The following is a 12,935-nucleotide window of genomic DNA, read 5'->3' as shown; positions in this document are numbered from 1 at the left end:
CACCCGCCCGTGAAGGACACCATGACAGAGAACAACCCCGCGCTTGATGGCAAAACGCCTGAAGGCACAACGCCTGATGGCACGACACAGCCCAGGCGCGCCGCCGTGATCATCAACCCCATGAAATCCTCGGGCGAAGATTTCAAGGCGGCCTTCCACCGGCTGTGCGAGACGCAGGGCTGGGCCGAGCCGCTCTGGCTGGAGACCACTGCGGAGGACACCGGCCTGGGCCAGGCCCGCGAGGCATTGGAGGCGGAGGTCGACGTCGTCATTGCCGCCGGCGGGGACGGCACCGTCCGTTGCGTGGCCGAGATCCTTGCCGGCACCGGAACGCCGATGGGCCTCGTCCCGATGGGAACGGGCAACCTGCTGGCCCGCAACCTCGGGATCGACATCACTGATCCCGTTGCCGCCAGCCATGACATCCTGACCGGCACGGATGCCAAGGTGGACGTGGTCAAGGCGAGCCTGGACCACTCGGAGGACGAACAGCTTTTTCTCGTGATGGCCGGGCTCGGCTACGACGCCGCGATCATGGCGAACACGGTGGACGGACTCAAGGACCGCGTGGGCTGGCTCGCCTACGTCGAGGCCGGGATCCGCCACCTGCCCGGCAAGCCCGTCAAGGCGAAGATCAGCATCGACGGACAGCACCCGGTCCGCCGCCGGATCCGCAGTGTGATGGTGGGAAACTGCGGCAAGATCATGGGCGGCGTGGAGGTCTTCCCCGACGCCAAGCTGGATGATGGCATCCTCGACGTCGTGATCCTGGCGCCCGCAGGGAAGCTTGGCTGGCTCACCGTGCTCGCCGGAGTGTTCGGCCGGAAGAACAGCAAGAACACGTCCGTGGAGTACTTCAGGGGCAAGTCAGCGGAGATCGAGCTTGATCACGAGCAGGAATTCCAGCTCGACGGCGACCACACCGGCAAGGCCAAGCACCTCAAGGTGACGGTCGAACACGAGGCCCTGACAGTCCGAATGACGGTCTAGGCAGGATCTGCCGGCGCGGCCGGACGGCGGGAAAGGATCTCGGCGAGCTCGGCCAGGCGGTGGGCGCGTGCGGACTCCGCCGGCGTGAACGGTTCGCCGGGCCGGGAGAACGTGATCGGTCCGTGCCAGGCGGTTGGGATCCTCAGGACGGTGCCGTCGCCTTGTGTGCCGTCCCCTGGTGTGCCGTCCCCTGCTGTGCCGTCCCTTTCGGGGGCTGTTTCGGCGGGGTCCGTGTCTGCATCCGGTGCCGGCTCGATCCGGGCGCGCAGCAGTTCCGCCACCGCCAGCGGTAGTTCCTCGGGATTCACCGCGATCCGGGCGGCCAGGCTCAGCGCACCGGTCTGGCCGTCCGCCATCGCCAACGCCGTGGTGGGCCAGACCTGCGGTTCACTGCCGCCGCCGTCGCGCAGGGCACGGAGCAGTTCGCCTTCGCGCAGTTCACCGGGCGCCGAGAGCACGAACTCGTCGAGCACGCCGCCGGCCACGGGGTGGACGTGGATGCTCAGGATGTTGGCGTCCAGCCGGGCCAGCGAATGCGTCACCTTCTGCAGGGAACCGGGGTGGTCCGTCAGTACCGTGCGGGCCCGCCAGAGGGCCGGGGCCGCTCCCAGCTTCTTGCGGTGGCGCAGGGCCGGGGCGTGCAGCCAGCTCCGCAGGATCCGGGCCGCGGAGGGCTCCGCGACCCAGATCACGAGGACGGTGGCGGTCAGGGTGAGGACCAGGACTTTGGCCAGGTAGGGCAGATGGGTTTCCACCACCGCGGCGTGCACGAGCAGTTCGATCGGCAGCATCACGGCGATATTGGCCAGGGTCAGCCGGGCCTTGGTCGGTTCGGGCATCTGGCCGCACACTTCGCAGCTCAGCTCGGAGGTGGCATGGGCTGTGGGCTTCATGGCTCCATGATGTCCGGCTGCTGTTACGGCCCTGTTGCGGGCCGGTGACTTTTTCAGTCGGTCTAGCGGCTGCGTGCGCCCGCGTGTTGGGCCGTGTGCTCACCGGCGTGGACGGCCGTGTGCTCACTGGTGTAGTCGGCCGTGTGGCCGGCCGCGTGTTCGCCGGTCCGTTCCGGGGCCGCGAGCTGGGTCAGCAGGTCGCGTATTTCGGCGAGCAGGGCGGTGTCCGCGGGCACGGGCTCCTCTTCGGGTTCCATTGTGGCGAGGCGCCTCTTGACGATCGTGTTGATCCGGTTCATGGGCGCCACGAAGATGAAGTAAACCACCGCCGCGGTGATCAGGAAGGTGACAAAGGCCGTGATGACCGCGCCGAAATTGACAAACGTTTTCTGGTTGCCCGGCCAGATGTGGAAGCCCAGTCCGTCGGTCTCGACGCCGCCGGCAGCGGCGATGATGGGGTTGACGATGTTCGAGGTGAATGCGCTGACGAGGGCGGTGAAGGCGGTGCCGACCACCACCGCGATGGACAGTTCGATCACGTTGCCGCGCAGGATGAAATCCTTGAATCCTTTGAGCATGGGGGTCCTCCGGGGTGCCTTGGCGTACGTCGTCCAGTGGTGACTCCGTTGGCGGGAATCAACCGCTAGACGCTACCACTTCCCTGCCTGTTTCCGCGGACCGTGACGGGTTCCACTCAATGGAGCGCGATGCGGATCCCGCACCGTTCCGGCGTAGAATCCAGTCTGGATGCCAGTGCCGCCGTCGTAATCATCGGACCGCAACGAAGGGCGCAGACCACTCGTGAAGCTGTTCGCCGAGATGTTCACCATGGCACCCGGCCACAAGGACTATCAGGTCGCCATCCGCTGCGCCGTCGGCGTCTTTGTCCCGCTGATCACCCTGGTGCTGCTGGACCGCCTGAATCTGGCCATCTTCGCCTCCTTCGGCGCCTTCACCGGGATCTACGGCCGAAATGAGCCGCACGCCAAACGCTTCGTCCTCCAGTTCCGCGCCGGGACGCTGATGCTGCTGGTTATGCTGCTGGCCGCCTTGGCAGCACGCGCGGGCGGTGCCCTTGATCTCTCCACGGCGGACACCATCTGGATGCAGGTCGTCGCGACCACCCTGGTGGCCGGGGGCTGTTCGCTGATCGTCGCCTGGTGGCGGCTCCGCCCGGCGGGCTCGCTCTTCCACATCTTCGCTTTCGCGGCCATCGCCTCCATCCCCAGCCAGCCGCCGCTCTGGCAGGCCATGCTCGTGGCCGTGCTGACGGTCGCCTTCTCCCTGCTGATCGGTATGTCCTCCCGCGTGGCCCGGAGCCGCCGGAGCCCGTGGGTGTGGCCCCACCCCGCCCGGCTGACACCGGCCGAGAAACGGGCCGCACGGCTCGAAAGCCTCGGCTACCTCGTGGCTGCCGGGCTGGCCGGAACGCTCGGGACCCTGGCCGGCGAATGGCTGGGCTTCGGCCACAACTACTGGGCCATGGTGGCAGCCGTTGTCCCGCTCGTGGGGCACACCACCCGTCATCGTGTGAGCCGCGGGGTGCAGCGTATCGTCGGCACGGCCGTGGGGCTGGTCCTGCTGGCCGGGATCCTGCTGCTGCAGCCGGCGCCGTGGCAGACCGTGCTGGTGATCGCCGCCTGCCAGTTCGGCGCCGAGATGTTCATCGCCCGCCAGTATGTGCTCGCCCAGATTTTCGTGACGCCGCTGGCCCTGATCTCGACCCTGCTGGTGGCGCCCTCGGCTCCCGGGCTGCTGCTGCGGGACCGGATCCTGGAGACCGTCATCGGTGCCGCCGTCGGCATCGGCGTCGTGCTGGCGCCCACAGTGTGGCGCCAGCTGCGTGCCCGGCACGCAGCACGCCGCCGCCTGACGCCCTAGGCGTCCTCGGAGGCCGGCGCCCCGGCAGCCTGCGTCCCCGCCGGAGCCTTTGCCTCGGCCCCTGCCCTTTCCTGCGGCGCGGGGTGCGAGATCCGCTGCGGCACAATGGCCAGCGCGGCCACGGCAATCACGGCAGCTGCGGCAAAGGTGTAGAAACCCCACGGGTAGGCGATGCCGGCTGCCACCAGGGTGCCCGTCACTGCGGGGCCGAGGATCGCACCCAGCCGGCCGATGCCGGCGGAGTAGCCCAGTGCAGTCGCCCGCAGACGGCTGGGGAAGAGCTGGCTGACCCAGGCGTAAACGAGGACCTGGGAGCTGAAAACGAAGACGCCGGTGACGAAGACCGCCGCGTTGAGGAGCAGCTCGTTCTGAAGCTTGATGCTCAGCACGGCCAGGAGAACAGCTGACAGGCCGAACCACAGCAGGACCACCTTTTTGGCGCCGTGCTTGTCCGCGAGGATGCCGGCGATGACCAGTCCGACGACGGCGCCCACGTTGAGCACCAGCAGCTGTCCAATGCCCGCGGCGATGGAGTAGCCCGCGGAGGCCATGAGCTGCGGAAGCCACGTGTTCAGGCCGTAGACGAGCAGGAGCCCCATGAACGACGCGATCCCGACGCCGATTGCCACCACGGGGTAGGGCTTCCTGGCGAGGTCGCGGAAGCTGGCTGCCTCCGCAGGTTCGTCCGCCTGCTTGACCGGCGGCAGGGACTCGGGCAGCTTGAACCACAGGAACGGCAGGAGGGCCAGCCCGGCCATGCCGCCGATGACGAACATCATCCGCCAGTTGGGGATCAGCAGGAGTGCCAGGAAAGCAGTGATGACGGCACCGACGTGGTAGCCGGTCATGGTCCTTGTGGTGGACCGGCCGGCCGAGCCCTCCTTGGTGGCGTAGTCGTTCATGTAGGCCAGCGCCGCGGGCAGGCAGGCGCCGAGACCCAGGCCGGCAAGCAACCGGAAGGTGCTGAACACCAGGACGTTGGGGGCGATCACGACCGCGAGGGTGAACAAGGAGAACCAGGCGACGCAGGCGATCAGCAGCCGGCGGCGGCCGAACCGGTCCGAGAGCGGGGCGATGAAGAGCGCGCCCAGGCCCACGCCCACCAGGGAAATCGTGGCGGCCAAGGTGGCGCCCACGGCGTCGAACCCGAGTTCCTGGGTCTTGATCAGCGTCGGGATGACGGTGCCCAGCACCACCAGATCGAAACCGTCAAGCGCCATGGCCAGCCAGCACAGCCAAACAGGCCAGCGGGAAGTGCGGTCAGCGGACGTCATTGGCATGGCAACCTCGAAGATAGGGCTCGGCGTCGAGCGGGCAGGAAGGCGAAGGCCGGAGCGGCGGGTTCCGGTGCGTGACAACGGGCACTTCGGCTGGTTCCGACACGAGAGTTGTATCACCGGCAGGTGTAATGTGGGACACCACAAACCGTTCAATGGAATGCCGGGCGCCGCTCCGGAAGCCCAGGAAGCAGGAATCGTGGCGAACTCGAGCACGGGCGACTCCGTCGTGGACCGCGTGGTGCGGGTCATTGCGGCGTTTCCCGAGGGCGTCACGGTGCTGCAGCTCTCGGAGCTCGCGGCCAGGGCCCAGCTGCCCGTGACCACCGCCCACCGGCTGGTCCGGCAGCTCGCCGGGCACGGGCTCCTAGAACTGGGCAGCGGCGGCTCGGTCCGGCTGGGACTGCGGCTGTGGGAACTCGTGAACCGGAATTCACCGACCCTGGCCCTCCGCCAGGCCGCCATGCCCTTCATGGAGGACATCCAGCAGGTGCTCAACCAGAACGTGAACCTGGCGGTGCTGGACGGCTGGGAAGCGCTCTTCGTCGAACGGCTGTCCCGCCGCGGGTCGGTACCGAACCGGGCGCAGATCGCCGGCCGGATGCCCGTCCACATCTCCTCGGCCGGCCTGGCGCTGATGGCCGGCCAGCCCCCGGCCGTCCAGGCGGACTATCTGCGGCAATTCCAGGACCCCGCCGGCAAGCTGGGCGCGGACGGGCTCCGGACCCTGCTCCAGGAGGCCGCGGGCCACGGCTTCGCCCAGCTGGCCGGTGTGGTGGATCCGGACACATGGGGAATTGCGGTGCCCGTGCGGGAGGCCAGGAACCGCACGGTGGCGGCGCTCGGCGTCGTCGTCCCGCTCCAGGAGATGCGCCTCCAGGCGCTGGTCCCGGCCCTGCAGACCGCCGCCCGGGGGATCGGGCGGCAGCTGAACGAGACGAATAGCATCGAGATATTCCATTCAGCGGAATCCATGTAACGTCCGTCACGCCACCGGACGCAGACTGTAGCCAGAGACTTCCCGAGCCGCAACGAAGCGAGGAACACATGGCCAACCGTCAAGTCATCACCACCCAGGTCGCCATCCTGGGCGCCGGCCCGGCAGGGCTCATGCTGTCCCACCTCCTGGCAGGGGCGGGGATCGACTCCACCGTCATCGAGGTCCGCAGCCACCAGGACATCTCGGAAACCGTCCGCGCCGGCATCCTGGAACACGGCTCGGTGAACCTGCTCGTGGACAGCGGCGTCTCGGACCGCGTCCTGCGCGACGGGGACCGGCACGACGGAATCGAACTGCGCTTCAACGGGGAAAGCCACCGGATCGATTTTCAGGACCTCGTCGGCGAATCCGTCTGGCTCTACCCGCAGACCGACGTCTTCGCCGACCTCGCCGCACGGCGCAGGGCCGACGGCGGCGACGTCCGGTACAGCGTCACCGCCACCACGATCCATGACATCGAAGGCAAGCCACGGGTCTGGTTTACGGATGCGGACGGCGTCGAGTACGAACTCCAGGCCGACTTCATCGCCGGCGCGGACGGTTCGCGCAGCCACTGCCGCTTCCAGATTCCCGAGGCGCAGCGCAAGTGGTACTTCCACGAATACCCCTTCGCCTGGTTCGGCATCCTGGCCGAGGCGCCGCGCAGCTCCGATGAGCTGATCTACGCCAACTCGGGGAACGGCTTCGCCCTGATCAGCCAGCGCACCGAGACCGTGCAGCGGATGTACTTCCAGTGCGATCCCAACGAGGACGTCAACAACTGGGACGAGGACCGCATCTGGGACGCCTTCCGCAGCCGGGTGAACGGCAACGGGTTCGAACTCAAGGAAGGCCCGGTCATCGACAAGATGGTCCTGAAGTTCCGCAGCTTCGTGCACGCCCCGATGCGGCACGGAAAACTTTTCCTGGCCGGGGATGCGGCCCACACCGTCCCGCCGACCGGCGCGAAGGGCCTGAACCTGGCACTCCACGACGTCAAGGTGCTCTTCGAAGGGCTGGACAGCTTCTACCGGACCGGCAGCACCGCGCTCCTGGATGGCTACAGCGACCGCGCCCTGGACCGGGTCTGGAAGGCGCAGCAGTTCTCCTACTGGATGACGTCCATGCTGCACACCCCGGCCGGCGCAGACGACTTCGCCCGCGCCCGCCAGCTCGGCGAGCTCAACTCGGTGGTCTCGTCACGCCACGGCCGCGCCTACCTCGCCGAGGCCTACACCGGCTGGCCCGGCACTCGCTAGGCACCCCACGAGGCGCCCATAGGGCGTCCGCTAACCGGCCGGTCAGGGCACGCGGACGGGCTCGTCCCGCGCGGCTTCCACCGGGACCGGCGTCGTGCCTTCCTTGTCATCGGCGCCGGCCTTCGCCTTTTTGGAAGGCTTCCGGCCGGCTCTGCCGTAGACCAGATACATCGTCACTCCGGTGATGACCATGAGCAGCACCGTGTAGACGAAGGTGTTGGACACGCCGTCCACGCCCTCAGTGTCCTCAGCCCTGTGATTCAGGTGGAATCGAACGCGCCATACGGGGTCGCAGCAGGAGCAGGCAAGCGGCTAGCGTGGCCTATAGGCGTCGGCGCGGTGGTCAATGCGGTGGATGTACATGATGTGGTCTTCGACATCGAGGGTGAACAGCACGCGGTAGTCGCCGCGGCGTGCCGTGCGCAGGCCCAGCAGTTCGTTGGTCAGCGGTTTGCTGAGCCTGTAGGGATCGTCAGCCAGGACACCGGTGATGAATTCGACGATCGCCGTGGCGGCTTTCTCCGGCAGCCGGCGGAATCCCTTGAGCGCGGGGCTGGTGACTTCAACCTTCCACGGTCCCTGTTGAGTCACCTCGGCGGCAATCCAAATTCACGGCGCAATTGGTCACCGCTGACCGTCTTGCCCTCGGCAATGTCACGCTTGGCCTGCTCCAGGTCTTCTCGGATGTTCGGCTGCGAAAGCCAGTGGATCGTTTCCTGAAGGGATTCAAGGTCATCCGCAGACATCAGCACGGCGGACGGGTGTCCGTGTCTGGTGATTTGAATGATTTCGTGGGTCTTGTCCGCCTCTTCCACGAGGGCGGAAAGCTTGTCTTTCGCTTCACTTAGCGGCACCGTTCTCATGCCCAAAGTTTAGCTAAATATCAGGCCACTTGGTAGCCTGATATTTAGCCGATAACGGCCGACATTTCCTGGACCGTGGACCCGTTAGCTAGGAAACTCCTGCTAGGCCATGGCGGTGTGTGCGGCGCTGTGCGAGTCGATGGCCTTGGCGTAGCAGTACGAGTGCTCCACCCCGACGTAGGGCCCGAAGTTCGGCACCGGTTCAAAGCCCGAACTCTCGTAGAAATGCCGGCCGTCGGGCTGGGCCGAGCCCGCCTCTGCCGTGATGGAGGTGATGCCGAGCGCATGCGCGTGGGCTTCCAGCGCGGCCAGAATCGAACTGGCCACGCCGGAACCGCGCGTATACGGCAGCACGTAGAGCCGCTTGATCTCGGCAGTGTGGTCGCCCAGGATTCGCAGTCCGCCGCAGCCCACGGGCTGGCCGGAGGCCTTGTCGTGCGCCACGAGGAACACTGCGGTGTCGGCTTCCGACGGCGGCGGCCCGGGCTCGTGGTCGCTGGTGCCGAAGCGGGCGTCCAGTTCCGCCTGCTGGGCAGCGCGCAGATCGGCGCCCACGGGGTTGGCCCAGGTGACCTGCCTGATGTTCAGCCGCGGGTTGGTCTGCATGACTGCCTCGATTCTCCGAAGGGTTATGCAGATCAAGGCTAGGCAGCGCCGGTTTCGGCTGTGTTTCCTGCGCGTAAGGCTTCGGAGAACTCCGCTACACCGAGCGGCCGGTGGGGTCCTCCGCCATCGGGTCCGCGAGGCTGAGTCCGCCCACCGGACTGCCGTCCCAGTGGATGAGCCGCCAGCCGCCGTCGGGGTCCCCTTCCAGGGCCACGATCCCGGTGTTGGCCAGCACGTGCCGGGCGGCGAAGTCCGGTTCCATGTTGGCGGCCCGCAGCCCGGCCCAGACGCGGATCGCGGCGCCGTGGCTGACCACGGCCACCGTCCCGGCGTTGCCCGCTCCTGCGGCCGCGGCGGCAATCCGCGCGATCGAGGCGTCGTATCGTTCAAAGAATTCGTGCCCGGTGGGGCCGGCCGGCATCCGGCGGTCCAGTTCGCCGGCAGCCCAGCCGAACACCGTCCGGAGGTAGCGCATATGCGATTCCCGGTCAGTCAGCTTTTCCAGCGCCCCGGCTTCAATCTCCCGCAGCCCCGGGAGCACCTCGACCCCGAGCCCCCGCGCCGTGGCCAGCGGCGCCGCGGTGATCTGGGTGCGGATCAGGGTGGACGCAAAGATCAGATCGATCTGCTCATTCGCCAGCGACCGTGCCAGGGCGGCGGCCTGCCGCTCACCGAGTTCGGTCAGCCCAGGCCCGGGATGGGCGGTGTCCAGCTGGCCCAGGACATTGCCGGGCGTCTGGCCGTGGCGGATGAGCAGAAGCCTCATTTGAGGTGGTCCACCAGCTTGTCCGCAATGCCGGTGTACCTACCAGGAGTGAGCGCCAGCAGCCGGGCTTCGGCGGCGGGGGAGAGGCCGAGGCTCTGGACGAACTCCTGCATCCGGGCGGCGTCGACGCGCTGGCCGCGGGTGAGATCCTTGAGCCGCTCGTAGGGGTTCTCCATGCCGTCGACGCCGGCGATGGCCTCGGCGCGCATGACCATCTGGATCGCCTCGCCCAAGACCTCCCAGTTGGTGTCCAGGTCCGCGGCCAGCACGTCTTCGGCGACGTCCAGGCGGTCGAGGCCTTTGGCCACGTTGGAGATGGCCAGGAGCGAGTGGCCGAAGGCCACACCGATGTTGCGCTGCGAGGAAGAGTCGGTGAGGTCGCGCTGCCAGCGGGAGGTGACCAGCGTGGAGCCCAGGACATCCAGGAGCCCGGAGGAGATCTCCAGGTTGGCCTCGGCGTTCTCGAAGCGGATCGGGTTGACCTTGTGCGGCATGGTGGAGGAGCCGGTGGCACCTGCGACCGGGATCTGCACGAAGTAGCCGATGGAAATGTAGCTCCAGACGTCTGTGCAGACGTTGTGCAGGATCCGGTTGAACCGCGCGACGTCGGCATACAGCTCCGCCTGCCAGTCGTGGCTTTCGATCTGCGTGGTCAGCGGGTTCCAGCTCAGGCCAAGGCCTTCAACGAAGCTCTTGGCGACGTGCTGCCAGTCGGCGCCGGGGACCGATGCCACGTGGGCGGCGTAGGTGCCGGTGGCGCCGTTGATTTTGCCGAGGTATTCGGTCCGGGCGATGCGGTCCAGCTGACGGGTCAGCCGGTGCGCGATGACGGCCAGTTCCTTGCCGAGCGTGGTGGGGGTGGCCGGCTGGCCGTGCGTGCGGGAGAGCATCGGCACGGCCCGGTTGGCCTCGGCCATGGCGCTGATCTGGGCGACCAGCTGACGGGCGGCCGGCAGCCACACGTCCTCCACGGCGCCCTTGATGCCGAGGGCGTAAGAGAGGTTGTTGATGTCCTCGGAGGTGCAGCCGAAGTGCACCATGGCGGTCAGGTGCTCGATCCCGATGCCGTTCAGGCGGCGGCCGATGTAGTACTCGACGGCCTTGACGTCGTGCACAGTGACGGCTTCAATATCGGCCAGTTCACTGACGGAGTCGGCGTCGAATTCGGTGACGATGGCGCGCAGCTTCTCCTGCTGCTCCGCGGTCAGCGGTCCGGCGCCGGGCAGCACGTTGTTGCCGGTCAGGTGGATGAGCCATTCAACCTCGACGGCGACCCGGTCGCGGTTGAGGGCGGCCTCGGAGAGGTAGTCGACCAGCGGCGCGACGGCGGACTGGTACCGGCCGTCCAGCGGGCCAAGCGCGATCTGTTGTGAGGACGCGGCGAGGGCCAGGCGTCCGGACGGCGTGCGGGTATCGGCTGTGGCGGCAGTTTCAGGCATGTCCCGATTCTTTCACGAAGTGGCACTGTGCCTTAAGTGCGCTGTTCCGTATGACTCAGGTGTTGTCCGTCCCGGGCTCCCGGAGCGGGCTTGGCCACCTGTGTTGTGCACATAGCCGGGCGGGGAGCTTCAGCACGGCTTCCGGCCGCTCTAGCGTCAGTGTCATGATCACGGGGATGACTGGCACAGTGAGCAGCAATCTGACGGCAGCTGATGCCCTGGCGTGCGCCTCGCGCAGCTACGAAGTCCAGCAGCTTGCGGCCCGGTTGGCTGCCTGTGCAGACCAGGCGGATGCTGTGCTCTCCCAGCTGGTGCGGCTGGAGCTGCAGGGCTGGCAGTCGCCGGCCGGACGCGCCTACCGGACTGCACTGTCCCTGCAGGCTGCATCCCTGCGCCGCAGCCGTAATGCCCTGCAGGACGCCGTCGCCGTTCTGCTCCGGCACGCCCAGAACGTGGTGCTGTCCTCCGGCCGGCGGGGGTCCTGATGGCCGAGGCGACGCCGGCAGGTTCCGGGGGAGCGCCCCGGCCCTCCGCTCCCGCAGCCGACGGGTTCCTCCGGATCCGCGGCGGGGTCGGTGGGCTCAGCTTCCAGTTCGAGGAGCTGCTCGCCGGAGCCGGGGCGCTCGACGCGCTGGTGGGCCAGCTCGGGTCCCTTGAGGCGGAGACCGATGCGGTGCGGCGGGCCCTGTTCCCCTATCAGGACGATTCCTACACCAGCGGCAGCAACGCCATCATCGCGGTCGGGGAGGGAGCCCGTGCCCTGGGGCGGGTCCGGGATGGCCTAGAGAGACTCTGCCGGGATGTCAGGGCCAGCCACCGGGAGTATGAATTCACCGAAGCACGGAACAGCCTGCTCCTGCGGATCGGCCGGTTCGGCCCGGGCTACGGGCCGTTGTGGGGCCTGTTCGGCCTGCCGGCGCTGACCGTTCGTGACGTCGTGGAGGATGAGGCATCCCTGGCGTCCGGGAGGCTGGCGATCCTGCTGGGAGTGCCGGCCGGCCTTGCCCGTGGCATGGGGACGCCCGGCGGTTCTCCCGGTGTCCGTGATGCCGTCCATGCGCTGGGGTCGGCGCCGGGGCTGGGCTTCCTCCGGCCCCGTCCGGTCCGGATCGCCGGGGCGGAAACGAGGATTGAGGACGTCGATGCTTCGCCGGCAGGGCTGCTGTTCCGTGCCGGGACCGTGGGCGGCAGGAGCGGCGACATTGAAGTCTTGCGGTTCGATGCGGGCAGCCGGCCGGCCTGGGTGGTCATCCTCCCGGGGACGCAGCTGGACGGACTGCCCGCCGGCAGGAACCCCTTCGATACCCTGGGCATCGCGGAGGGGCTGGGGTATGGATCGGCGGAGACGACGCCGGCCATCCGGCAGGCCCTGCGGGAGGCGGGCGCGGAGGCAGGGGAGCCGCTTGCTGCCGTGGGCTACAGCCAGGGCGGTATCCATGCCATGAACCTCAGCCAGGACAAGGCATTCCTGGCCGAATATGATCTGAAATTTGTCTTGACGGCGGGTTCACCGGTGGGCGGCATCAGCCCGGGGCCAGGGATCAGCAGCCTGCATCTGGAACACGAACAGGATTGGGTGCCGGGGGCCGACGGGCTGGCAAACCCTGATACCAGGGACCGGGTGACCGTGACACTGACCAACGCGCTGGACATCCCGCCGTTGGCGGATTTCGGCCTTGGCCCCGGGCACCGCCTCGGCAACTATACGGCCGGAGCGGAAGCCATCGCCGCGAGCAAGGACCCCTCCCTGCAGTCCTCCACCGCAGCGCTCGCGGCCGTGGTGGGGGGTGGCGGTGCAGCCACGGTCACCCGGTTCGCGCTCCGGCGCGACCCGATGCCCGCGCAACAGGGCGACCGCAGGGTGGAGGCTGGGCGCGGCGGGCCGGACAGGAAGCCGGACGGAAAACCCGACAGGGCACCGGACGGGAAGACGGGACGGAGACCGGCGGGGCACCGCGTGCGGAAAGCTGAGATCTGAGCGT

At 68.0% G+C, this 12,935-nt stretch carries 15 protein-coding genes; 6 read left to right on the top strand and 9 right to left on the bottom strand.

The features are described from left to right. Positions 1 to 21 precede the first annotated feature (21 nt). Complete coding sequence (locus ACQCSU_RS10745; protein WP_426975231.1) at positions 22 to 990, top strand: diacylglycerol/lipid kinase family protein; 969 nt, start codon at positions 22 to 24, stop codon at positions 988 to 990. Here the strand turns inward: ACQCSU_RS10745 and ACQCSU_RS10740 are convergent. Then, complete coding sequence (locus ACQCSU_RS10740) at positions 987 to 1,883, bottom strand: amino acid-binding protein (protein WP_426979695.1); 897 nt, start codon at positions 1,881 to 1,883, stop codon at positions 987 to 989. The two genes, ACQCSU_RS10745 and ACQCSU_RS10740, sit on opposite strands and share 4 nt — an antisense overlap. Positions 1,884 to 1,945: 62 nt before the next feature. Then, positions 1,946 to 2,461, bottom strand: coding sequence for a large conductance mechanosensitive channel protein MscL (gene mscL / locus ACQCSU_RS10735; protein ID WP_426979694.1), 516 nt, complete (start codon positions 2,459 to 2,461; stop codon positions 1,946 to 1,948). Positions 2,462 to 2,684: 223 nt separating this feature from the next. Here mscL and ACQCSU_RS10730 point away from each other — a divergent pair, with 223 nt between their 5' ends. After that, a complete protein-coding gene (locus tag ACQCSU_RS10730) occupies positions 2,685 to 3,764 on the top strand; it encodes an FUSC family protein (RefSeq protein WP_426979693.1) in 1,080 nt (359 codons plus the stop codon). On the opposite strand, the gene ACQCSU_RS10725 is transcribed toward ACQCSU_RS10730, so the two are convergent. After that, the gene (locus ACQCSU_RS10725; protein ID WP_426979692.1) at positions 3,761 to 5,044 is read right to left on the bottom strand and encodes an MFS transporter; all 1,284 of its coding nucleotides are present in this window, start codon (positions 5,042 to 5,044) and stop codon (positions 3,761 to 3,763) included. The genes ACQCSU_RS10730 and ACQCSU_RS10725 overlap by 4 nt on opposite strands. A 196-nt stretch (positions 5,045 to 5,240) precedes the next feature. On the opposite strand from ACQCSU_RS10725, the gene ACQCSU_RS10720 reads away from it, so the two are divergent. Both ACQCSU_RS10720 and ACQCSU_RS10715 read left to right on the top strand, forming a co-directional pair. Further along, entirely contained in the window at positions 5,241 to 6,020 is a 780-nt protein-coding gene (locus ACQCSU_RS10720) for an IclR family transcriptional regulator (RefSeq protein ID WP_426979691.1), read from the top strand. 68 nt (positions 6,021 to 6,088) lie between these two features. Beyond that, positions 6,089 to 7,279, top strand: coding sequence for a 4-hydroxybenzoate 3-monooxygenase (locus ACQCSU_RS10715; RefSeq protein WP_426979690.1), 1,191 nt, complete (start codon positions 6,089 to 6,091; stop codon positions 7,277 to 7,279). Positions 7,280 to 7,321: 42 nt separating this feature from the next. On the opposite strand, the gene ACQCSU_RS10710 is transcribed toward ACQCSU_RS10715, so the two are convergent. The 6 genes from ACQCSU_RS10710 to purB all read right to left on the bottom strand — a co-directional run bounded on the left by ACQCSU_RS10710 (position 7,322) and on the right by purB (position 10,953). Next, positions 7,322 to 7,513: a hypothetical protein gene (locus tag ACQCSU_RS10710; RefSeq protein WP_426979689.1), complete on the bottom strand. Its 192-nt coding sequence runs from the start codon at positions 7,511 to 7,513 to the stop codon at positions 7,322 to 7,324. A 78-nt stretch (positions 7,514 to 7,591) separates the two neighbouring features. Further along, the gene (locus ACQCSU_RS10705; protein ID WP_426979688.1) at positions 7,592 to 7,870 is read right to left on the bottom strand and encodes a type II toxin-antitoxin system RelE family toxin; all 279 of its coding nucleotides are present in this window, start codon (positions 7,868 to 7,870) and stop codon (positions 7,592 to 7,594) included. Beyond that, complete coding sequence (locus ACQCSU_RS10700; RefSeq protein ID WP_426979687.1) at positions 7,867 to 8,142, bottom strand: type II toxin-antitoxin system Phd/YefM family antitoxin; 276 nt, start codon at positions 8,140 to 8,142, stop codon at positions 7,867 to 7,869. The genes ACQCSU_RS10705 and ACQCSU_RS10700 overlap by 4 nt, the downstream gene beginning before the upstream one ends. Before the next feature lie 102 nt (positions 8,143 to 8,244). Further along, positions 8,245 to 8,748 carry a GNAT family N-acetyltransferase gene (locus ACQCSU_RS10695; protein ID WP_426979686.1) on the bottom strand — a complete coding sequence of 168 codons (504 nt, stop codon included), beginning with the start codon at positions 8,746 to 8,748 and terminating at the stop codon, positions 8,245 to 8,247. A 94-nt stretch (positions 8,749 to 8,842) separates the two neighbouring features. After that, positions 8,843 to 9,514, bottom strand: a complete 672-nt coding sequence (locus ACQCSU_RS10690) for a histidine phosphatase family protein (protein ID WP_426979685.1) — start codon at positions 9,512 to 9,514, stop codon at positions 8,843 to 8,845. Then, the gene (gene purB, locus ACQCSU_RS10685; RefSeq protein ID WP_426979684.1) at positions 9,511 to 10,953 is read right to left on the bottom strand and encodes an adenylosuccinate lyase; all 1,443 of its coding nucleotides are present in this window, start codon (positions 10,951 to 10,953) and stop codon (positions 9,511 to 9,513) included. The genes ACQCSU_RS10690 and purB overlap by 4 nt, the downstream gene beginning before the upstream one ends. Before the next feature lie 188 nt (positions 10,954 to 11,141). On the opposite strand from purB, the gene ACQCSU_RS10680 reads away from it, so the two are divergent. Beyond that, on the top strand, positions 11,142 to 11,438 hold the full coding sequence (locus ACQCSU_RS10680; RefSeq protein ID WP_426979683.1) for a hypothetical protein: 297 nt from the start codon (positions 11,142 to 11,144) through the stop codon (positions 11,436 to 11,438). Beyond that, entirely contained in the window at positions 11,438 to 12,931 is a 1,494-nt protein-coding gene (locus ACQCSU_RS10675) for a hypothetical protein (RefSeq protein WP_426979682.1), read from the top strand. Before ACQCSU_RS10680 ends, ACQCSU_RS10675 begins: the two co-directional genes overlap by 1 nt. Positions 12,932 to 12,935: the final 4 nt, after the last annotated feature.

The organism is Pseudarthrobacter sp. O4 (genome assembly GCF_050157025.1).
Taxonomy (GTDB): Bacteria; Actinomycetota; Actinomycetes; order Actinomycetales; family Micrococcaceae; genus Arthrobacter.
This window is presented reverse-complemented; position numbering and strand designations above follow the sequence as displayed.